The organism is Sphingomonas degradans (assembly GCF_053502645.1).
Window position 1 is genome coordinate 3,787,766 of sequence record NZ_CP177172.1, and the last position, 21,779, is coordinate 3,809,544.

Consider the following 21,779-nt stretch of genomic DNA (forward strand, 5'->3'; position numbering starts at 1 on the left):
GTAAAAGGCCAGCGATTAGAAATCGCTCGCCAATGTCAGCGCCAGCCCCGATCCGGGCCGGGCATCGCCCGCCACGCGCTGGCGCCAGTCGAGCGCGAGCCGAAAATTGCGGTGCGCGACCGGCACCGTCGCGATCGCGCTCGGCCCCAGATCGAGCCGCGCCGCCCCCCGCTGTGCCGCGCCCCACGCCCCGGCACCGAGGGCCAGCGAGGCCCCGCCGCGCGCGATCACCGGACGCGCCAGGCGCGCGGCGCCATCGGCATAGCGCTCGATCCGGTCGCGGCGGATCGCGCCGGCCTGGCCATAGGCCTCGATGCGGAAGCCGGCGGGGACCGCGCGGTCCAGCCCCGCGACAATGCCGAGCCCCGGCCCGCCGCGCCCGCCGTCGAGCGCGAAGCGGCGCTCGGCCACCAGCCGGATCGGGGCGCGCAGCGGTTGCCACTCCACGCCCAGCGCCGCCTCGCGCCCCGCGCCTGCCAGCGGCGTGGTCACGCGGGCGAAGCCGGCGATGCGCGCACGCGGCACCAGTTGATAGGCAATGCGCAGCCCCGCCTGCCCGCCGCCGAGCTGGCTCGCGCCGGGCGCCGCCCCCAGCCCCTGTCCACCCCGCGCCACCAGCCAGCCGCTCGCGGACCAGCGATCGTGCGGCGTGCCTTGCGCCGCCGTTGCCGTCACGCCAGGCCAAGGTGCGGTTTGCGGCCGCGACGGCGCCGCCGGCGGCAGTGCGGGCGAGGTCCCGAACTGAAGCAGGCCGAACAACGCCATCTCGACGCGCAGCGGGTCCACAAGGGGCGGCACGGGCTGGCCATCGGCGCGCGCCAGCGTTGCCCGATACACCCGGGCAGGTGCCGACCCGCCGTGCCCCTGCGAAAGCAGGGGTCCAGGGCCGCTCTGCCCTTCACCACCCTGGGCTCCTGCCAGCGCAGGCGCACGGGCCACAACCCTGTCGAGACGATTCGCCGCCTCCGAACATTGGGTACAGGCGATAGCGCCGCCCGGCGCCACCGGCACAGGCTCCGCATGCGGCCAGAGCAGCACCGCGCGCACCCCAACCCATCCCGCAGCGACGCCGGCGACGAATCGCAGGGGCCGCCCGCGCCCGCTCATGCCCCGGTCCGGACCGGCTCCTCGGGAAACTCATGCGCGGTCTTTTCCCATTTCGGCGCGCCGCCCCGCAGCAGCGCGAGGTAGAGCCCCAGCGCCCGCCGCGCCGCGAGCAGGCCGATATAATTGGCGACGAACACGCGCGGCACCGACCACAGCGCCTCGCGCCAGCCATAGGCGCGCCCGACGAACCCCGCCCGCACCACCAGCCGCCAGCCGAGCAATGCCAGATTGGCCTGGAGCAGCACATGCATCCCCTGCGAAAGCGCGGCGGGCGCCGATCCTGCCAGCCCATGCCCGAGCAGCGCCGCGCCCCACAGCACCAGCGCGCCATAGGCAATCGCCAGCACCGGCATCGCCAGCGTGACGCGGCGGTCGCGCATCCGCATCCAATGATCGCCCAGATGGTGCACCGCGCTCCATCCGATGCGGTCCCATCCGGCCAGCGCGATCCCGGTCAGCCAGCGCGCCTTCTGGCGCACCGCCCCGGCCAGCGTGTCGGGGAAATAGGCGCGGACCGAAACCGGGCGTCCGCCCGGCACCTCCGGCACGCGGACCAGCCTGCCCCGGCCGCCCATCGCCGCGATGGTCAGGCCCAGCTCGTAGTCCTCGGTCAGGCTGGTGGCGTCGAACGGCAGCCCGCCGCGCCGCGCGGCGATCCGCGCCAGCATGTCGCGCGCGATCGCGCACCCCACCCCCGCCAGCGGCAGCCCGGCGCCCAGCGCCTGGCGGACCAGCAACTGCTTGGCATGCGCCTCCGCGCTTTGCGCGTCAGCAAAGCACTGCCTTTCCAACCCCGAACGACCTAACGCAGCCGTATACTAGGTCCTGTTGACAAAGTTAGGCAGCCACCGGCGGATGGCGGCGAGATTGAGGAAGCTGGCGAACGAAAGTGCGGTCTTGTCGTATCGGGTAGCAATGCGGCGTTGATGCTTGAGGTGCCCGAACATGCGCTCGATGCGGTTCCGGTCTCGGTATCGACGGAAGTCGCAGGCGATGGGTTCGCGCCGGTTGGCCTTTGGCGGGATGATCGGCAGGATACCGCAGATCAACAGGTTTGCCCGGACCGCATCGCCGTCATAGCCTTTGTCGGCCAGCAGCGCCTTGGGCTTGTTGACCGGCAGCGCCATGAGGTCGTCGACCGCCCCGTAGTCCGACGCTTCGCCGCCCGTCAGGATGAAGCCAAGAGGGCGCCCTTGATTGTCACAGCGGGCGTGGACTTTGCACGTAAAGCCGCCGCGTGATCGACCAAAAGCCTCCTTATGAGTCCCCCTTTAGCGCCCGCTGCCGAAACATGGCCGCGAACCGTGGTGCTGTCGATCATGTGCTGCCAGTCGTCGGTCAGCCCGAAATCGACCAGCGTGGCCAGCATCGCATCCCAGACGCCTTGTTCCGCCCAGCGCCGGAACCGCACATAGACCGAGTTCCACTTGCCGTAGCGCTCGTGCATGTCGCGCCAGGGGCAACCGACCCGCAGCACATGCAGCATGCCGTTCAGAAATCGCCGGTTGTCATGGGAGGGCCGCGCCTTTCGGCCGCGCTCGGAAGGCAGCAGCCCTTCTAGCACCGACCATTCTTCGTCCGTCAGATCGCCTCGCGCCATTGCCGCTCCCCGCAAAGAGCAGCCTTGAATCAGAGATCAGGCCGTTTGGGAATCAACTTTGTCAACATGGCCTAGTCGAGACAGCTCTCCCACGGCGGCTTGCCTGTTCCCGGGATCGGCAACGACCGACTCTGGGAGATTGTGTTGAAAAACTCTGTCATCGGCTGACCGACAGCGATGGAGCGCAACATAAGCTCGCATAGATTGGGCAACGAGTTATTAATACTCAACTGGCAAGGCTTTACAGCATCTATATTTCAGTGCTGACCACTGTGATCGGCCCACCAAGAGTTTTTCAACACAATCGGGACTTACCTGCCGTTCGCAGGTGATATGCGGAACGGCAGCTTCGCTCAGGAGCCGTCGTTCCAATGTCCGCCCGATCCGTATCGCAAACGAGGTAAGGTCAAGCCACTAGAGTGGTTTTGATGCGAAAACGGTTTAACGCATATCCAGTTTACGTAGCGGAATCGTGCTTTGGGGTGGCCCTTCGCGGAGGGAGATCGTCCCGGACCCGACCATTTGCCTCCTGCCCCCCACCGCAAGTGCTTCGCCGACCAAAATGAGGGTCGGCTGATCACTGGAGAAGGCCGATATTGCGATATGGAGCAGATCGAGGCGAGTGTGCAGGAGCCGCTCGCTGGCAAGACTCACATCGCACGCGACAAGCACCGGCGTCTCGCCCGAAAGCCCCGCAGCTGTGAGATTGCGGGAGATCTCTGCAGCCGCACTTCGGCCCATATAGAATACGGTGGTGCAATGCGGGTCCGCCAGCGCTGCCCAGTCCAGATCGAGCGGGGCATCGCCGCGCTTGTGCGCGGTGGCGAACTGCACGCGCCGCGCCAGCCCGCGCAGCGAGAGCGAGACGCCAGCGGAAGCCGCCGCCGCGCTGGCGGCGGTGATGCCCGGACAAATCCGCACCGGCACACCGGCTTGGGCAAGCGCCGAGCACTCCTCCATCGATCGCCCGAAGATCGAGGGGTCGCCGCCCTTCAGCCTCACCACGCGGTCGCCGGCCAACGCCGCGGCAACGAGCAGATCGTTGATCGACTCCTGGTCCTTCGAATGCCGGCCGGCCCGTTTGCCCACCGGCACTTTGCGTACGCCCGCCGGGATCAGGTCCAACACCCCCTGCCCCACCAGGGCGTCGTAGAAGACCACGCTCGCACCACGCAGCAGCCGCTCGGCCTTGCGAGTCAACAGGTCCGGATCGCCGGGGCCGGCGCCGACCAGCCAGACGGTGCCGACAGGAAATTCTTCAGCCATGTGCGGCCTCCCTGGACAAATCGGAAAGAATGCGGGCGAGTGCCGGGCGGCACGATCCGCAATTGGTGCCGGCCTGCAACGCCGCGCCGACCGCCGCGACATCGGCAAGCTGCTGGTCGCGGATGGCGGCGGTGATGGTGTGGAGCCCAACGTCGAAACAGGCGCAGACGACCGGCCCGCGATCCGCCTGCGCCCCCGGCGCGCGACCGGCGAGAACCTGCAAGCCCTGCGGCCGGGCGAGTTGCTCGATCAGCCAGTCGCGGCTCGGCAGTTCGCCGCTGCGGGTGACGAACAGCACCGCCGCCAGCCGCCCTTCGCGCAATATCGCGATCCGGCGCGTGCCGCGCGCGGGGTCGATCGCCTCGATACGCTCGCCCGACGGCAGCGCACGATCGAGCGCTGCGGGATCGCCGATGCCGGCAAGTTCATACAGCGCCCCGCCAGGCACCGTCACGCGCGTCGCCCACAGGCATTCGAGCGACGGTGCATCCCCATGGGCGATCAGGAAGCCGCGCCAATCGACCGCCACGGCCTCGATCCGCGCCGGCGACAGCTTGAAACCCGGCTGCCCCGAATGCGGATCGACCAGATCGCGCGGGAGCAGCCCGGTGCGGCCACCATTCGACTGCAGATCGGTCCAGTGGATCGGCGTGAACAATTCGCCCCGCCGCTGGCAGGGGCTATGGGCGACGCGGAACAGGCTTTCGCCCTGCGGCGTCGCCACCCGACCCAGTCCGCCATCGATCAGCCCCAGCGCGGCCGCATCCTCCGGATGGATTTCGACCAGCGGCTCCTCGCGATGGCGGGCGAGCTTGGGCGATAGCCCGGTACGCGTCATCGTATGCCACTGGTCACGGTAGCGGCCGGTGTTGAGCGTCATCGGCCAGCCACGTAGCGGCGCCTCCAGCGGCCGCTGCGCCACCGGCACCAGCCGGGCACGCCCGCTGGGCGTCGGGTAGCGACCATCGGCGAAGGGCGATGCGCGCCACTGGAACGGCGTCATCGCATCATAGGCGTGGTTGCCGATCGCCGCCTGCGCACGCAGGTCGAGCATTCGCGCACCGCCGTTGCGATAGGCGGTCAGCCGGGCATGTTCTCGCCAAATATCGGCGGGGCGATCATAGGCGAAAGCGGTGCGAAATCCCATCCGCCCGGCCACCTCGCTGACGATCCACCAGTCGGGCTTCGCCTCGCCCGGCAGCGGCAGAAAGCCACGCTGGCGGCTGATCGTGCGCTCGGAATTGGTGACAGTGCCGTCCTTCTCTCCCCAGGCGGCGGCCGGCAGGCGGACATGCGCGTGGAGGCTCGTGTCGGTCTCCGCGATCACATCGGACACGACGACGAACGGGCAGGCGGCCAGCGCCTCGCGCACGCGACCGGCATCGGGCATCGACACGGCGGGGTTGGTCGCCATGATCCACAGCGCCTTGATCCGCCCCTCGCCCACCGCGCGGAACAGGTCGACCGCCTTCAGGCCCGGCCTGCTCGCCATGCGCTCGGCAGCCCAGAAGCGGCCGACCTCCGCGATGTCCTCTGCCGCAAAGCCCCTATGTGCGGCCAATGTCGAGGCCAGCCCGCCCACTTCGCGCCCGCCCATCGCGTTGGGCTGGCCGGTGATCGAGAAGGGCGCCGCGCCGGGCGTGCCGATCCGGCCGGTAGCGAGGTGGAGGTTCAGGATCGCATTCACCTGATCGGTGCCGCGGATCGACTGGTTGATGCCCTGGCTGAACAGCGTGACGGTGCTCGGATGCGCGGCGAACAGCTGGTAGAAGCGCTGGAGATCGGCGGGCGCGACGTCGCAGGTCTGGGCAGTGGACCACAGATCATGACCCTGCTCCAGCGCTTCCCAAAAGCCTTCGGGGATATCGAGGTTCGCGGCCTGGGCCAGTCCTTCGGCACGGCAATAGGCGAGCAGGCCGTTGAACAGCGCCACGTCGCTGCCGGGACGCAGCGGCAGATGGAGGTCCGCTTCCTCCGCCGTCTCGGTACGGCGCGGATCGATCACCACCAGCTTCGTGCCCCGCTCGGCGCGCGCGGCCATAATCCGCTGATAGATCACGGGATGGCACCAGGCGGTGTTCGATCCCACCAGCACGATCAGATCGGCGGCGTCCAGATCGGCATAGCTGCCCGACACCACATCCTCGCCGAACGCACGCATATGGCCCGCGACCGCGCTCGACATGCAGAGCCGTGAATTGGTGTCGATATTCGCCGATCCGATAAAGCCCTTCATCAGCTTGTTGGCGACGTAATAGTCCTCGGTGAGCAGCTGGCCCGAGACATAAAAGGCCACGCTGTCCGGGCCATGCTCTGCGATGGTCTCGCGAAAGCGCCGGGCGACAAGGTCGAGCGCCTTGTCCCAGCTCGCGCGGCGCTTGCCGATCATCGGGTGGAGCAGCCGCCCCTCCAGACCCACCGTCTCACCCAGATGCGTGCCCTTGGAGCAGAGCCGGCCGCGATTTGCGGGGTGATCGGGATCGCCCTCGATCCGAACGGCGCGCTCGCCGGTAACGGTCGCGCGGATGCCGCAGCCGACGCCGCAATAGGCGCAGGTGGTGCGGACCATCTACCGATCCTCCCCGGCACGGGGAGGGGGACCAGCCGCAGGCTGGTGGAGGGGGGCCTCCACATGGGGCATCGCTGGCGGAGAAGCCCCTCCACCACCGCCTTCGGCGGCGGTCCCCCTCCCCGTTCCGGGGAGGATCTGCCGCTCGCCCCTCACGCCGCCGCCTTCACCGGGAGGGCGATCAGGATCCGCTCGCCCTCCACCCGCACCGGCACCACCGGCGTGCAGCCGGCATCCTCTCCCATGGCAATGCCGGTCACGAGCGAAATGCGCATATTGTGCAGGGGGCACGCCACCGCATGGCCGTGCACGATGCCCGCGCTCAGCGGCCCGCCCTTGTGCGGGCACCGGTCTACCAGCGCGAACACCTGGTCGTCATGGGTGCGGAACACCGCAACCGGCTCCTCGCCCAGCGTCAGCGTGCGGCTGCCCCTGAGCGGCAGGTCGGCCAGCGTGCCGATATCGGTCCAGTCGGTCATCAGGATCACTCCGCAGCGACGAGAAGGGGCTGGTGCAGGCCGGCGTCGGCGCCCGCGACGCGTTCGGCCCAGGGATCGTCCTGGCTGAAGGACTGCGAATGCCAGAAACGGGCCGCGAGGGCGTCGCGACCGGCTTCTTCTTCCACCACCCGCGCCTTCACATAAGCGAGGCCGACCCGCTCGATCCAAGGCGCGGTGCGCTCCAGATAGCGCGCCTCCTCGCGGTAGAGCTGCACGAAGGCGGCGGCATAGTGGATCGCCTCCTCCTCGCTCGTCACCTTCACCAGCAGGTCGGTCGCGCGGACATGGATGCCGCCATTGCCGCCGACATGCAGCTCGTAGCCGGAGTCGACGCATACCACGCCGAAATCCTTGATCGTCGCCTCCGCGCAGTTCCGCGGGCAGCCGGAGACCGCCATCTTGAACTTGTGCGGCATCCAGCTGCCCCAGAAGCCGCGCTCCAGCTTCACGCCCAGCCCGGTCGAATCCTGCGTACCGAAGCGGCACCATTCGGAGCCGACACAGGTCTTCACCGTGCGCAACGCCTTGGCATAGGCGTGGCCGGAGACCATCCCCGCCGCGTTCAGATCGGCCCAGACGGCAGGCAGATCCTCCTTGCGGATGCCGAAGATGTCGAGTCGCTGGCCGCCGGTAACCTTCACCATCGGCGCCTCGTATTTCTCCACCACGTCGGCGATCGCACGCAGTTCGCGCGGGTTGGTGATGCCGCCCCACATGCGCGGGACCACCGAATAGGTGCCGTCCTTCTGGATGTTGGCGTGAAGGCGTTCGTTGACGAAGCGGCTCTGCTGGTCGTCGGCATATTCGCCCGGAAGCGCGCAGAGCAGGTAATAGTTGAGCGCGGGCCGGCACGAGGAACAGCCATCGGGCGTTGACCAGTGCAGCGTCTGCATCACTTCCGGGATGGCTTTCATGCCCTGTTCGACGATCGCGCGACGCACCTCGTCATGGCCATAGGTCGTGCATTTGCACATCGTTTTCGGCCCGGCCTGAACCTGATCGCCCAAGGTCAGCGCGAGCAGATTCTCGACGAGGCCGGTACACGATCCACAGCTGGCGGATGCCTTGCACTTGGCCCGCACCGCATCGAGGCTGCACGCGCCGCCATTGATGGTGGCGACAACCTGCCCCTTGGAAACGCCGTTGCAGCCGCAGATCTCGGTATCGTCCGAGAGCGCCGCAACGGCCGCCTTAGGGTCCGCCAGCCCCCCTCCCGAGGCGAAGGCCTGGCCGTAGATCAGCACGTCGCGGATGGGCGCGACGTCCTCGCCCTTCTTGAGCAGGTCGAAATACCAGCCGCCGTCGCCGGTATCGCCGAACAGCACCGCGCCAATGATGCGATCATCCTTGAGCACGACCCGCTTGTAGATGCCGCGCGCCGCGTCGCGCAGCACGATGTCCTCGCAACCTTCGCCGCCGGAGAAATCGCCCGCCGAGAATACGTCGAGCCCGGCGACCTTCAGCTTGGTCGAGGTCACCGATCCGCGATAGGGATTGGCACGCGCAACCAGCCCGTCGGCCAGACTGCGGCACATGTCCCACAGCGGCGCGACCAGACCATAGCATTGCCCGTCATGCTCGACGCATTCGCCGACGGCGAGCACATTGACGTCGCTGGTCACCATATGGTCGTCGACCTGGATGCCGCGCCCCACCGCCAGCCCGGCCTCGCGGGCGAGCTTGACCGAGGGACGGATGCCCACCGCCATCACCACCAGACTCGCCGGCAGGATCCGCCCGTCCTTCAGCTGCACCCCCTCGACCTTGCCGTCGCCGAGGATCGCGGCGGTGTCGGCGCCGGTGAGGATCGTCTGACCGCGCGCCTCCAGCGCCGACTTGAGCAGCCAGCCGGCCGCCTCGTCGAGCTGGCGCTCCATCAACGTCGGCATCAGGTGGAGCACAGTGACCTTCATGCCGCGCAGCGTAAGGCCGTGCGCCGCCTCCAGCCCGAGCAGGCCACCGCCAATCACCACCGCCTCGCCGCCCTCGGCCGCTGCCGCCAGCATCCGATCGACATCCGCCATGTCGCGGAAGCTGATCACGCCGGGCAAGTCGTGCCCCGGCACCGGGATGATGAACGGATCGGAGCCGGTGGCGATCAGCAGCTTGTCATAGCCGGTGACGCGCCCCGACTTCGCCGTGACGGTCCGCGCGGCGCGGTCGATCGCGACCACCGGATCCCCGGCGACCAGCTCGATGCCGTGCTGCGCGTACCAGGCATGATCGTTGATCACGATTTCCTGGAACGTCTTCTCGCCGGCGAGCACCGGGGAGAGCATGATGCGGTTGTAGTTCACATGCGGTTCGGCGCCGAAGATGGTGACGCGGAAGCGCGTGCCGTCGCGTGCCAGCAGTTCCTCCACCGCGCGACACCCGGCCATGCCGTTGCCGATCACGACGAGATGTTCGCGCGCCTCCGCCGATGCCACCGCCTTTGCGGGGCGATCATCGGCCAGGGTGGTGCCGGGGTCGAGAAACTCCATCCGCTTCGCTCCAAAACGAAAAAAGCCGCCATCCGGCGCCCGGTCTTGTGAACCGAGCGCCGGATGGCGGCTTTGCCATCAACAGGACCATGTTTTGCCCATCGGCGGGCTGGCATGGCTATGTGGGGAAGGACAGCCTTGCCCTTCGCATTGCAACATAGATCGATTCTCGAGATCGCTCAAGCGATTCCGCGAAGGTTCCTGCCCGAACCGGGCAGGAACGGTTCAATAACTCCAGTCGAGCTGCAGCCAGAACTTGCTGGTATCGGTCGCAAGCCGATCGGCCTGGTACCGGGCATAGCGCGCAGAGAGCAGCGTCTTCTTCACCTTCACGGATGCGAGAATATCGATCTCGTCTCCATAATGCCGGTCAAGCCGATCGCTTTGAAATCGGTGCCACGTCGCCTGCAGCGTCAGCGCATCCACTCTGCCCAGCTTCTTCCAGCCATAGCCGCCCCCGGCATAGAAGTCGCGCACGCCGTCCGGCGGGGTGGTAAGGAACTTGTCGGCCCAGCCCTGGAACTTGAAGTTGGTGCCAAGCGGCGTCTGGAAGCTGGTCAGCGCCATACCCTTGTCTGCGCCCAGCACTTCATAGCCGCCGTTCAGCTTCCAGCCGCGCACGTCCAGCGTCGCGCCCGCCAGCCAATAGTCAGCGGTGTAGCGGTTGGGGTTGCGGTGATAGTCCGACTGCGTCGCCCAGCTGAGCTGGTAGCTCAGCTGCACCTTAGGCCCCAGGGCGCGGCTGCCCGCCAGACGCCCGCCATAGGTCTGGCTGGCGAGACGATAGCCCTGCACTTCGGGCTCGTCCTGGTCGACCAGATAGGCGAAACCGGTCAGCGTGCCGATCGGGGTCGCGGCGGCGAGATTGGCGAACACATTGTCGCCGCCCACGCCCCGCTGCCGCGCGCCACGCCCGTCGGTGCCCCATATCGTGCGGACGTCCCAGGCGTAGGCAATGTCGAGCTTCACACCCTTCAGCGGCGCCAGCTCCGCGCGCACCGCATCGAAGGTCTGGGCGTTGTTGCGAAAGCCGACATTGCCGACGAAGCGCTCGTCGTCCAGCCCGATCCGCTGGCGCCCGGCGGTGACGGTCAGCAGCTTGGTGCGGTATTGCAGTTGCGCGCGGTAGATCGCGACATCCTGCGGATCGGCCACCAGCGGCCGGGTCGCGGCGCCGTGCAGCCCGTCATAATAGTCGCCGAGCAGCGCCAGATTGCCCTGTGCCTCGCCCAACACGGCCCATGGGCCGCGGTGCAGCTCGGCACCGGCGCGCACGCGCAACGTCCACGCATCGGCCGTCTGGGCGAGCCCATCCTGATCGACATGCTCATAGCGGCTGCGGGCCTCTATCAGCGGCTTCATCGCAATGTCCTGGGCACAGGCCGGCCCTGCGGCGGCCAGCGCGGCCACCGTGATGCAGATCGTTCGCATGAAAATCCCCCCAATTAGGGCGGCGCAATTCGTGTCGCGCCGCCCTGCTCTCCGATCAGATGCGCGCGCCGCTCGTCCAGCGGGCGCGCCACGACGCCTTGACCAGCATCAGGCCAAGCAGCGCGAGCAGCGCCAGCCCGGCAAAGATCAGGAAGCCCGGCGCAAAGCTCCCCGAAAGCTGCTTGGCAACACCCAGCGAGGAAGCGAGGTAAAACCCGCCGATGCCGCCGGCCATGCCGACCAGACCGGTCATCACACCGATCTCGGCCTGGAAGCGCTGCGGCACCAGCTGGAACACCGAACCGTTGCCGGTACCCAGCGCCAGCATCGCGACGACGAAACAGCCAAGCGCAACCGGCAGCGTCGGCGCGACGCTCACCCCCGCCAGCGCGGCAGCGGCTACCAGAAACACGCCCGTCAGCGCCTTCACGCCGCCGATCCGATCCGCAAGTGCGCCGCCCAGCGGCCGCACCAGCGATCCCGCGAATACGCACGCAGCGGTGCAATAGCCCGCGACGATAGTGGTCAGCTTGAACTGGTCGGTGAAATAGATCGGAAGCGACGCCGCCAGCCCGACGAACCCACCGAAGGTGACGGCGTAGAATCCCATCAGCCACCAGGCGTCTGCCGACTTCAACGGATGCAGATATTCGACGAGCGATTTCGGCGCGGGCGCGTTCGGCGCGTCCTTTGCCATCGCCATGTAGAGCACGAACACGATTGCCAGCGGGATGCACGCCAGCCCCAGCACCGCGTTCCAGCCGAACAGCTTGGCCAGCGCGGGCGCGAACAACGCGGCGAGCACGGTGCCCGAATTGCCCATGCCGGCCAGCCCCATCGCCTTGCCCTGATGCTCGGGCGGATACCAGCGGCTGGCGAGCGGCAGCGCGATCGCGAAGCTCGCGCCCGCAAAGCCCAGGATGACGCCCAGTGCCAGCGTGCCGCCAAAGCTGTTCACGCCGAGAAGATAGGCCGCGAGCAGGCCCGCAATCACGATGATCTGACTGATCGCGCCCGAGCGCTTGGGTCCGATGCGATCGACCAGCAGCCCGTTGACGACTCGCAGCAAGGCGCCAGCGAGCGTCGGCGTAGCCACCATCAGCCCCTTTTGCGCGGCGGTGAGATGCAGCGCCTTCGCGATGTCGGGTGCGAGCGGCCCGAGCAGCACCCAGACCATGAAGGCGAGGTCGAAATAGAGGAACGCGGCGACCAGCGTCGGCCAATGCCCGCTGCGCCAGAAACTGCCGTCGTTTGTCGTGCTGACGGACTCGTGCATGCGTCGATCCAGAAATGCCGTTGCCATGATGACTTCCCCAATGCCGATCTGAAAAGGACAAGAAAAAAGCCGCTCGCCGGACGTTCGCGGTGGCGCGAAATCCGGTCAGCGGCTTTGCTGCGTTCAGAGGGGAAGGGTTGCCCCGGCGTTGGGGTGCCCTCCCGATGGGCGCGCATCTTTGCGCGACGCCGGATCATTGCCCGAAACGAGATTTGCTGCAAGCGCGAAGTTGAGATGGGTAAATACCCTCGCGCGTCAGCCGCGCGTTGCGACGAACCCCGCCACATATGCGTCCAGGCGCTCGGGATCGAAAACACGGCCGTCGAAGAACCGATCGGGCCCAAGCGTGAGTGCCCCGCGGTGCGCACCGACGCCGATCGGCGCCGTCACCGCGCCTTCAAGCTTCATGCTCGCCCCCGGCATCGCTTCGCCACTGGCGCCCAGCGCGCGGCGATAAATGTCTGGCCGGAACACCGCGCCGGCCGCCGCCTCTGCCTCTGGGCTCGGCTCCGCCTGCTTCCAGCGGACGAGCTGCGAATAAATCCACAGCGCCTGGCTACGCCAAGGAAACCCGGTTGCCTCGCGGTGAAACAGCAGAAAATCGGGTTGCTCGACTGCCGGAGCTTGGGCGCGCGGAATCACGTGTCCCGCCAGCCCCGCCTCGATCAACTCGATCGGCTCGCCGGTATAGGCGGGGCGCGCCAGCAACCCCGCCAATTCCTCGCGATTCGCCGGATCCTCGCACCACCGCGCGGCTTCGGTCAGCGCGACGAGCAGTCGATCCACCGTCTCGGCGTTCGCTTCCATCCAGTCGGTGCGCAGCGCCAGCACCTTCTCTACCCCGCGCTGCCAGATGCGCGCACCGATCGCCACCGCCTCGGCCAGCCCATGCGCGATCGCCGCCGCCGGCCAGGGATCGCCGGCGATGAAACCGTCAATCTCGCCCAGCCGCATCGCCTCGACGGTCAGCGAAGGCGGCAGCACGCGCAGCACCACGTCGCGGTCCGGATCGATCCCGACGCTGCCCAGCCAGTATCGCAGCATCAGCGCATGGCCAGAAAAGCGGTGGACGACACCGATGATCGGCTTGCGGCGAAACAGCCCGATCGCGCTGGCGAAGTCATGCCCCGTGCCCAGCGGATCGGCCAGCCGCGCGGGCAGGTTCGGCTCCAGCGCGGCGGCGAATTCCTGCGACATCACCAGCATGTTGCCGTTGCTGTTGAGCTTGAACGGGGCGGAAAGGGCCGCCGGCTGCTGGCTCAACCCGAGCGTCACCGCCACGGCGAGCGGGGCCAGCATCTGCGCTGCCTGCACCTGGCCATAGACCAGCCGGTCGCGCAGGGTCGCCCAGCTGGTCGTCCGCACCAGTTCCAGATCGATGCCCCGCGCCTCGGCGAACCCCTTTTCGTGCGCGGCGACCAGCACGGCGCTGTCGGTGAGCGGCAGAAAGGCGGCGCGGATCGGCGTCATGCCCCGCCTCCGCCGAGCATGGCGCTCGCCGTAATCAGTGCCTCCGCCACGTCGACCAGTCGCCGCCCCTGGTTCATCGCCGTCGAGCGCAGCAGCGCATAGGCATCGGCTTCGTTCAGTCCGCGCTGTGCCATCAGAATCGCCTTCGCCTTATCGATCGTCTTACGGTTGGCGAGCGCCGTGCGTGCCTCGTCCAGTTCGCTCTGCATGCGGGAAAAGGCCGTGAACCGCCGCACCGCCAACTCCAGGATCGGCTTCACCCGATCCTTGCGCAACCCGTCCACGACATAGGCGGAGACGCCCGCATCGATCGCCGCGCCGATCATCGTGTCGTCGGACTGGTCCACGAACATCGCGATCGGCTTGGCCAGCGCTCGGCTAACGAGCAGCATTTCCTCCAGGGTATCGCGGCTCGGGCTGCCCAGATCCATCAGGACGACGTCGGGCGCCATGCGCTCGATCCGGGCTACAAACGCCCCGCGCGGCGGCACGAAATGGATGTCGTCATAACCCGCCTCGCGCAGGCCCTCTTCGAGAACCGATGCGCGGGCTCCGCTGTCATCGACAATGACGATCCGCACCCCAGCGCCTTTCGCAGTTGCGAAATGAATTGGCAGCAAAGCGCAGGTCCGTCAAATGGGCACCGACCGAGTGCAGGCGACGTCAACCTCGATACCGAATTAGGCCGCTAAAAACGGAAACTTGATACCCAAGCCTCCGCGCAACTGCTGGCGGCGGCGCACGGCTAGGCCGGCCGCTAGAGTGCCAAATGTGGCGTTGAAGATGCGGCCCTGCTTCTACCAACAAAATGCGGGCTTTCGGAACTCCTTGGGAAGCCTTGAATGAGTGACGGCAGGCGCTTTGCCAACGTTAACGTCGGACTGCGAGGGACCGCTTTTGGCAAGACCTGACGTTCATCCGGCGAGTTCGAACGACCGGCTCTGGTCGACTGCTGCCGGTCGTTGGTAGGAAGGGGCGTCGCTCACTACCTCGTCGCCCAATCTCAGCCTCTTGCGGGAGCAGCCTTTTCGGGTTTTTGCGGCTTCGACCTCTGGATCGAGCGAACCCGGTCTGAAAGCGAAATGCCTGCTCCAAGCCAATTGCTGACCAAGAAGACCGCGACGCCGCCTCAGCGGGAAGGGGCGACATAGTCGTGTGTTCCGATCTGGCGATGCAGCTTGAGCGCGCCGTCGGCCTGGCGCTGCCATAGCCGGATGCCGCCCCCCTTGACGATGCCCGACTGGCCGGCCGCGGTCCATTCGACGCGGAATTTAGGATATTCGATTACCCACCGACCGTGATTCTCGAACGCCAGGGTCCACACCCGCACGTCGCGAAAGGTCGCGCCGCTTCCTGCTGCGGTATAGGCGATCAGATAGGGGCGTATCTCGGCCATTCCTCGTTTGGGCGTATCGGCGAAGGGCATGAAAATGGCGTCGTCGGTGTAATCCACGAGCTTCGCCTCTGCATCCTTGGTACGCACCGCCTCGGCGTCGCGGTCGTTACGTGCTCGCAGGAATTCGCTCAGAGGCCGGTCCGCTGCGACGGGTGGGACAGGCGAGGACGGCGCCTCCGGTATCGCGGTGAAGAAGCCCGCGGGATCGGCCAGTGGGCGGAAATACCCCCAGCTGTCGGCCTTCAGCCTGAGGCTGCCGTCCCGCTCGACGCCCCAGACATGCGCGTATTTTCCCCGCTCCTCGTCGGGGCGATCGGACCAGCTGATCGTGAAGGTTCCGATCTCAACCAGTGCGTTGCCCAGGTCGAAGACTTCGCTTGTGACCGGCACATAACTGAGCACCCGCCGCCTTTCGCGCATCACGCGATGATACGCGGCAATCTGGCGGGTGCCCTGCAGCACCGGTTGATATTCGGGCATGCTCAACGCGTCGGCGCGGTAGAGACCGGCACGCGCAGCGGCATCGTTGGAGAGTATCGCCTCGCGCAGCTTTGCGTGCACGGCGTTGACGCGTTCGCTTGGCGTCACAGGCGGCCCGAACAGCAGGGTTCGCGCGAAGAAAGGGAGAAGATCGGTGTAGAAACGCCCCTGTTCGCCCCAATGCCGGTCGCGAAAGCCGCCGCCATGCTCCTCGGCTTCGTGCGGAACGCCATATTCGGTTAGGAGATTGGAGAAGGCCTGCGCGCCATATACATGATCGACCAGCGTGTCCTGACGCCCCCAGTCGAACTTGAGGCCCCGCAGCGATTTGAGATTGTCGGCATAGGCGGGCAGCAAGGCCGTCAGCGCGAAACCCTGTTGAAAGCGCGCCATCTTGTCGCTGTCCACCACGAGGCGCCCGTCCAAGCGCCGCGCCGGTGGATCGAAGAACAGCGGCGGCCGGTTCGGATTCGGCGAAAAGGCCTGATAGATCGACGTGAAGATCAGCGAGAAGCCGTCGTCCCGCAGATCGTCGAGCGATGTCGCGCGCGCCATGCGCTCGAAGTTCGGGCGGCTGTGCGTAGGCTGGGCACCGGGACCGGTCGCCACCGGCTGCATGCCGTAGACCGCGCCAAAAACCTCGGGATGGCGCATGCCAAAGCGGATCGCGCCATACCCCCCCGGGCCGTCCCCAGCGATCCCACGCGAATCCCGGGTGGCGAGCGTGCGGTAGGTTGCATCGATGTGCGGCACCAGCTCGCGCACCATGAAATCTTCCCAATTGCCCGTCACCGGCGAGTTCACATACCACGCGCTGCCCGCCGGGGTCGTGAAGTCGGCGGTCACGACGATGACGTCGCCGATCAGACCCTGCGCTATCGCCTTGTCCAGCAACGTCTTGGCGCCGTGGCCGGCGAAGGGTTCACGGTGATCCTCGAAGAAATAGTTGAGGAAATATACGACCGGGAATCGCTTGCCCGCCTCGCGGTAGCCGGGTGGCAGATAGATGGAGATATCGCGCACCGGCGAAATGCCGATCTTGCTCACGGCGAGGCTCTCCGAACGGATCTGCCCGGTCTCCAGCCTGCCTTGTGCCTGCGCCGGCGCGCCGAGGATGATGGCGAGCAACACCGCTATCAATCTGTAACCCCACCGCATCGGCCAGTCCTCCCGCATGGTGCGGGGGAAGGGAGGCCCGTCGGGCGGGGCGAGGCAACAGGGTTTCGCCGGGCGGGACCGGCACGTCGCCGAGCGGGATCAGCGCCCGAGGAACAGGCCGATCGGCTTGCGGTATCGCCGGCTGAACCGCAGTTCCGCACCGCACGTCAGCCGCACGATGCCGTCGCCGTGCGTGCCGGGCAGAATTTCAGCGAGCCGATCAAGCCGGACGATGGCCGAGCGATGGATGCGCGCGAACTCCGCACCTGGCAATCGCGCCTCGAGCGATGCCAGGGATTCATCGAGCAGCATCGCGCGTCCCCGGCTATGGACCTCGGCATAGTCGCCCGCTGCGCCGATCCAGTCGATCTCGTCGAGCCGGATCAGCCGGGCGCCGCCATTGCCCCGCACCACCAGGCGGGCCTGCGCGCCGAGCAGGCGGCGATGCTGATCGCCCGTGCCGATCTGTCGCCGCACCCGCGCGATTACGCGGGCAAAGCGCTGGTCATCGAACGGCTTGAGCAGGTAATCGAGCGCCTCCGCCTCGAATGCGCGCACGGCATAGGCGTCAAACGCCGTCACGAACACGACCAGCGGCATCGCATCCACGCCGATCGCCTCGATCACGCCGAAGCCGCCCATCTCGGGCATTTGCACGTCGAGGAACACCAGCTCGGGTCGCAGCGTGTCGATTGCCGCCACCGCTTCCGCCCCGTGCTCCGCCTCGCCGACCACGTTGAACTCGCCGAACGCGGCGAGCGACTGGCGCACTGCGCGGCGCGCGAGCGGCTCGTCATCGACGATCAGGGTCCGGATCACTGCGGCACCAGGATGGTGACCCGAAAGCCTTCGCTCGGCGCTGTCTCGATCTCGAGCGACTGGCGTTCGCCGTAGAGTTGGCGCAACCGCAGCCGTGCGTTGCCGAGCCCGACACCCTCGCGAATCGCGCCCGCGCCCTTGCCGTTGTCGGCGATGCTGATCCCCAGCATGTCGCCGATCGGAATGGCCTGGATCGTCAGCGTGCCGCCCTCGACAGACGGTGCGATCCCGTGGCGAACCGCATTCTCCACCAGGGGCTGGAGCAGCAGCGCAGGCACCTGCACGTCCAGCATTTCGGGCGCGATGTCGCGGACGATGCGCAGCCGCTCGCCCAAGCGCGCTTCCTCGATCGCCAGATAGGTGTCGGTGAAGTCGAGTTCATCGGCGAGCGCGCTCTGCTGCGCCCTGTGCTGGTCGATCGACAGCCGCAGCAGATCGCCCAGCCGCGCGATCAGCCGCTGCGCCACGATCGGATCGTCGGGCACCAGTGCCGAGATGGCGTTGAGCGTGTTGAACAGGAAGTGCGGCTGCAACTGCGCACGCAGTGCCGCGGTTTCCGCCTCCGCCAGCCGCGCCTCCAGCCGCGCCGCCGCTACTTCGCGATCGCGCATCGTCCTATAGGCGCGCGCGCCAAGCACGATCGCGACCAGAAGCGCGTAGATCATCAGATGGACGTGGATGCTGGTCGCGAGCTTCGTGATCAGCAGCCCGTTGCTCCACGGCGCCCAGGGCGCGCGGAAATAGAGCATCGCGTTGATGGCGCTGTAGACCACCACGTGCAGCACCGCGAAGAAGAGCCCGAAGGCCAGATGGATGGCAAGCAGCCTGCCCAGCCGCCGCTCGCCGGCGAACGCGCGCGCCACGCCCACGACCCCAGGCGTCAGTGCCGCCCAGGCCGAATACCAGATCAGCCCATTGACCAATGCCTGCCCCAGCGCGAGCTTGGGCCCGCCCGCAAAACCCGCGGCATAGGTCTGCAACGCAGTCACCACCGCGACCGCCAGCCACGCGGTCCAAATGCCCAGATAGCGAAGAAGGCCTTGCCGATGCGCTGCGGTCATGGCCAATCATGCATAATCATCCGACCTTGAACAGGGCTGTCCCAAAGGCCGACCCTGACAAATGAACGTAACGCAACCGCGCGACTGCCATAGCTGCAGCCTGATCATCGCCAACTTTTGCGTGCTCGTCGCCAAGCCCGCCATTACCGAGATTGGGCCAGCCGCTGCCCGAGGGCTAATGAACCTCGATGACCGGTTCGGATGTAAGCGGCCGTGCCCGGCGTAGTGTTGGAACGGCTTGATTTGGCCGGGAACGGCCGCCGGCTTCGGCGACCATCAACCGCAGCTATCGTCGTCGGAGCGTGATACGCCTGGAAATGCACCAGCCGGCGCCGCTCGGGCGACCACGCGTACGCTGTTGGCTCGCCTCAGCTCGGTTGGGCTATTAAGCCTCTCATTCTGGGCTGGAGTGGCTTTGCCACCAAAATGCCGGACCGTTCCGGGTTAGAACGTTCAGCCTCAGGCTTCCTGGGCCTAGCGCCGATTCCCCGCGGCAAGCCAACCAAGCGTGCCGAGGAGCGGAAGAGGTTTGTATGGCGAAGGCGACGCAGCACGTAGCTGGCCAAGTCGCCGAGCGCGCACGCCCCGCCACTCGCACCCGACTCCGTCGCCATCACGATCAGGTGTCGAGCATAGCCGGGCTCGCCAGCCTTCACCGCTCTCCCGGCCGAGGGGAGCGCGTCAACGAGCGGCGTCGGCCGATGCAATCGGGGCATCCAGACTTCCACCATCTCCATAGCTGTTTGGTCCCGGCATTTGATGGGAGTCTTGCATCGTGATCGCCAGCACTTGGTCGACCTGGCGGACCACTTCCAACTGCACGCCCCGCTTCTCCGCTGGCGTGACGATGATCCGCGAGATCATACGGCGGGCCTGCGGAACCGCTTCAATGGCCGCATGCGGCTCCGTCAGTGCGGACTCGAGCGCTTCGACCTGCCGGCGATATTGTTCGTCCAGCCTCGGGTGAAAGGTCAGCACCGTCGGGATCGCGTCGATGCTGGCAAGCGCGCGGGTCAACCGTTCCGCATCCGCCTTCGCCGCAGCCAGCATGCCGCGTATCTCGACAAACTCGCTGCCGCCATCCGCAAAGGCGTCGAGCATGCGCTTCACCTTGCGCTGTGCCTCGCCGAGCTGGCGCGCAATGTGCGCGCGATCGCGGGCAAGGGTCGCGGACTGGCGTGCGAAGTCGCGATGATATTCGCGGACATAGGCGGCGACCACATCGGGGGCGAGCATGTTGGCCTTGAGGTCGGCGAGGACGCGGCGCTCATATTGGCGCGTCGCGATGCTGCGGTTGTTGGTGCAGGCATTGCCCAGGCGGTGGCGGCTGCATCCCCAGTTGAGGCTGCTGATCTTGATCCACGGTCCGCCGCAGATGCCGCATTCGCCCAGACCGGACAGCAGGTGCTTCGGTCGACGCTGCCGATCGGCGGGAATGCCCCGGTTGGCTTCGATGCGATCCTGAACCCGCTGCCACAGCGCGTCGTCGATAATGCGCAGGTCGGGCACGTCGTGCTCGACGATCGCCGTCCGGTCCGGATTGGGCCGCATCAGCTTGCGCCGCGTCATCGGGTGCATTGCCGATTTGGAGCGGCCATAGACCAGCTTGCCGAGATAGACGCGGTTGCGAAGGATGCCGAAGCCGGTCTTGTTGTGGCCGAGGATCGTGCTCGTCTGCCAGATCGCGCCGCCGCGGGGCGGGCGCACCCCCTCTGCATTGAGAGACGTAGCGATGGCGCGCGGGCTGATACCGGCTGCGTAGGCGCGGAAGATCCTGCGTACCACTTCGGCGCTCTCCGCATCGATTTCGCGAAGCCCGGCGACGAGCTGGCCGCGCTCGTCGAGCCGATTGGCGATGCGGTAGCCATAGGCGACGCCGCTGGATGCCCGGCCCCGGTTGATGTTGGCGATATGGCCGCGCCGGCTGCGCGCGGCGAGGTCGGTGCGGAACTGGGAGTCGGTGAAGCCCTTGATCAGGCCGATGATCGGCGTGACCGTGCCGTCGAACAGCGTGAACAGCCGGGCGCCGGCGAATTCCAGCCGTTCGCGGATCATGTGCGCATCGGCAACATGGCGCGAGACGCGATCGGTGGATTCGGCGAGCACCTGGTCGATGCCGCCCCCTTCGACCAGGCGCAGCAGGGAATTGAGGCCGGGGCGCTGATCCTCGCCGATGCCGGCGGCACCCGAGGTCGCGACGTCCTGGAAGACGGCGATGACCGGCCAGCCTTCGCGATCGGCGCGCGCGCGGCAGGCAGCAATCTGGTCCTCGGCCGAGCGAGGATTCTGGTTATCGCTGCTGAAGCGGGCGTAGATGACGGTCCGCACCGAAACCCTCCTTTTTGGCGCGAAATGCGGCTATGTCTCTGGAAACATTAGCCCGCGCTAGGGCCTCGGCGAACGCAATCAGGTCCGGATCGGAGCAGGTTCTTGGGGGCGCCATCAGCGGCACCGACAGAAGCGCTGGAGTGCGCGAGACATCGGCTCAGACCGCCAGAGGCGGGAACATCGGCAGCGAAGGTATCGCGCGCTCGGCCAGGCCGGTCTTCCGCGAGCATATATCGCGTGGCCGACGGGATGCTTTCGCGAGGCTGCTGTCCGCAATGCGGTCGAAAGGAATGCTGCGGCCGGGGCAGGTACGGGTGCGCATCGCCTTGCGGCGGATCACATGCTCCGGACGGTTGGACATGCATCGATCCTTCGCGCTGCCTGTGTCTGTTCGCAGCAGGATCAGCCGCGCGGCATGGGTGCAAGCGGCGCCATTCGATTGGCGCACGCTGGCGTGCAGAAACAAGCTGCCGGCAAGGTCGGATTAGCGCTTTGTGCGGTCCCTGGCGTCTCACGCCTGCGGCGTGACCGCGCTCTACACCGCTGCGCGGCGCCGAGTCGCTCTGCGGCGGCTCGGTCCGTTCGGATGACGATCGGCTGACGCGCGCCGGCACGTGCCGGCTGCAGCGGAACGCGGGCGATCGGCGGAGCGCACACTGGCGCGCGCTCGGGCGCGACGCCAGAGGTCGCATTGCCTGTTGTTGCCGCGTGGCGCGCTCGTGTCCGGGGTCGCAAACCCGTTCGTGTCGGTCGGGCGCCGATACCCGTGCCGCTTGAGGTGCTGCCCGTCTCTTGGACCGTTTTTGACCTGCTCCCCGCTTTCAGGCCGCCGATA

General features: G+C 67.2%; 15 protein-coding genes and 1 pseudogene. All 16 read right to left on the minus strand.

Annotated features, from left to right (window positions below; translation table 11 throughout):
• Positions 1-15: 15 nt before the first annotated feature.
• Positions 16-837 (minus strand): hypothetical protein, encoded by an 822-nt coding sequence (locus ACG3SL_RS17465; RefSeq protein WP_448662437.1) that lies wholly within the window; start codon positions 835-837, stop codon positions 16-18.
• A gap of 266 nt (positions 838-1,103) precedes the next feature.
• Positions 1,104-1,898 carry a glycosyltransferase family 2 protein gene (locus tag ACG3SL_RS17470; protein WP_448662438.1) on the minus strand — a complete coding sequence of 265 codons (795 nt, stop codon included), beginning with the start codon at positions 1,896-1,898 and terminating at the stop codon, positions 1,104-1,106.
• 27 nt (positions 1,899-1,925) lie between these two features.
• Positions 1,926-2,707, minus strand: a pseudogene (locus ACG3SL_RS17475) (IS5 family transposase).
• Between the two features lie 441 nt (positions 2,708-3,148).
• Positions 3,149-3,973: a uroporphyrinogen-III C-methyltransferase gene (cobA, locus tag ACG3SL_RS17480; protein ID WP_448662439.1), complete on the minus strand. Its 825-nt coding sequence runs from the start codon at positions 3,971-3,973 to the stop codon at positions 3,149-3,151.
• Positions 3,966-6,542, minus strand: a complete 2,577-nt coding sequence (locus tag ACG3SL_RS17485; protein ID WP_448662440.1) for a molybdopterin-dependent oxidoreductase — start codon at positions 6,540-6,542, stop codon at positions 3,966-3,968. The genes cobA and ACG3SL_RS17485 overlap by 8 nt, the downstream gene beginning before the upstream one ends.
• Before the next feature lie 152 nt (positions 6,543-6,694).
• Positions 6,695-7,021: a nitrite reductase small subunit NirD gene (gene nirD, locus ACG3SL_RS17490; protein WP_448662441.1), complete on the minus strand. Its 327-nt coding sequence runs from the start codon at positions 7,019-7,021 to the stop codon at positions 6,695-6,697.
• A gap of 5 nt (positions 7,022-7,026) precedes the next feature.
• Complete coding sequence (nirB, locus tag ACG3SL_RS17495) at positions 7,027-9,525, minus strand: nitrite reductase large subunit NirB (protein WP_448662442.1); 2,499 nt, start codon at positions 9,523-9,525, stop codon at positions 7,027-7,029.
• A 225-nt stretch (positions 9,526-9,750) separates the two neighbouring features.
• A complete protein-coding gene (locus ACG3SL_RS17500; RefSeq protein ID WP_448662443.1) occupies positions 9,751-10,956 on the minus strand; it encodes a hypothetical protein in 1,206 nt (401 codons plus the stop codon).
• 55 nt (positions 10,957-11,011) lie between these two features.
• Positions 11,012-12,259, minus strand: a complete 1,248-nt coding sequence (locus ACG3SL_RS17505) for a nitrate/nitrite transporter (protein WP_448662444.1) — start codon at positions 12,257-12,259, stop codon at positions 11,012-11,014.
• A gap of 228 nt (positions 12,260-12,487) precedes the next feature.
• A complete protein-coding gene (locus tag ACG3SL_RS17510; RefSeq protein WP_448662445.1) occupies positions 12,488-13,702 on the minus strand; it encodes a CmpA/NrtA family ABC transporter substrate-binding protein in 1,215 nt (404 codons plus the stop codon).
• Positions 13,699-14,283, minus strand: coding sequence for an ANTAR domain-containing response regulator (locus ACG3SL_RS17515; RefSeq protein WP_448662446.1), 585 nt, complete (start codon positions 14,281-14,283; stop codon positions 13,699-13,701). The genes ACG3SL_RS17510 and ACG3SL_RS17515 overlap by 4 nt, the downstream gene beginning before the upstream one ends.
• A gap of 548 nt (positions 14,284-14,831) precedes the next feature.
• Complete coding sequence (locus tag ACG3SL_RS17520) at positions 14,832-16,754, minus strand: alpha/beta hydrolase-fold protein (protein WP_448662447.1); 1,923 nt, start codon at positions 16,752-16,754, stop codon at positions 14,832-14,834.
• 81 nt (positions 16,755-16,835) lie between these two features.
• Positions 16,836-17,555: a LytR/AlgR family response regulator transcription factor gene (locus ACG3SL_RS17525; protein WP_448662448.1), complete on the minus strand. Its 720-nt coding sequence runs from the start codon at positions 17,553-17,555 to the stop codon at positions 16,836-16,838.
• The gene (locus ACG3SL_RS17530; RefSeq protein ID WP_448662449.1) at positions 17,552-18,616 is read right to left on the minus strand and encodes a sensor histidine kinase; all 1,065 of its coding nucleotides are present in this window, start codon (positions 18,614-18,616) and stop codon (positions 17,552-17,554) included. Before ACG3SL_RS17530 ends, ACG3SL_RS17525 begins: the two co-directional genes overlap by 4 nt.
• A 681-nt stretch (positions 18,617-19,297) precedes the next feature.
• Entirely contained in the window at positions 19,298-20,944 is a 1,647-nt protein-coding gene (locus tag ACG3SL_RS17535; RefSeq protein WP_448662450.1) for a recombinase family protein, read from the minus strand.
• Between the two features lie 157 nt (positions 20,945-21,101).
• Positions 21,102-21,305, minus strand: coding sequence for a hypothetical protein (locus ACG3SL_RS17540; protein WP_448662451.1), 204 nt, complete (start codon positions 21,303-21,305; stop codon positions 21,102-21,104).
• Positions 21,306-21,779: the final 474 nt, after the last annotated feature.

Bases quoted from the DNA above. Each gene is read 5' to 3' on its own strand.
- cobA (WP_448662439.1), bottom strand. From the start codon at position 3,973: ATGGCTGAAGAATTTCCTGTCGGCACCGTCTGGCTGGTCGGCGCCGGC.
- ACG3SL_RS17485 (WP_448662440.1), bottom strand. From the start codon at position 6,542: ATGGTCCGCACCACCTGCGCCTATTGCGGCGTCGGCTGCGGCATCCGC.
- nirD (WP_448662441.1), bottom strand. From the start codon at position 7,021: ATGACCGACTGGACCGATATCGGCACGCTGGCCGACCTGCCGCTCAGG.
- nirB (WP_448662442.1), bottom strand. From the start codon at position 9,525: ATGGAGTTTCTCGACCCCGGCACCACCCTGGCCGATGATCGCCCCGCA.
- ACG3SL_RS17500 (WP_448662443.1), bottom strand. From the start codon at position 10,956: ATGCGAACGATCTGCATCACGGTGGCCGCGCTGGCCGCCGCAGGGCCG.
- ACG3SL_RS17505 (WP_448662444.1), bottom strand. From the start codon at position 12,259: ATGGCAACGGCATTTCTGGATCGACGCATGCACGAGTCCGTCAGCACG.
- ACG3SL_RS17510 (WP_448662445.1), bottom strand. From the start codon at position 13,702: ATGACGCCGATCCGCGCCGCCTTTCTGCCGCTCACCGACAGCGCCGTG.
- ACG3SL_RS17520 (WP_448662447.1), bottom strand. From the start codon at position 16,754: ATGCGGGAGGACTGGCCGATGCGGTGGGGTTACAGATTGATAGCGGTG.
- ACG3SL_RS17530 (WP_448662449.1), bottom strand. From the start codon at position 18,616: ATGACCGCAGCGCATCGGCAAGGCCTTCTTCGCTATCTGGGCATTTGG.
- ACG3SL_RS17540 (WP_448662451.1), bottom strand. From the start codon at position 21,305: ATGTCCAACCGTCCGGAGCATGTGATCCGCCGCAAGGCGATGCGCACC.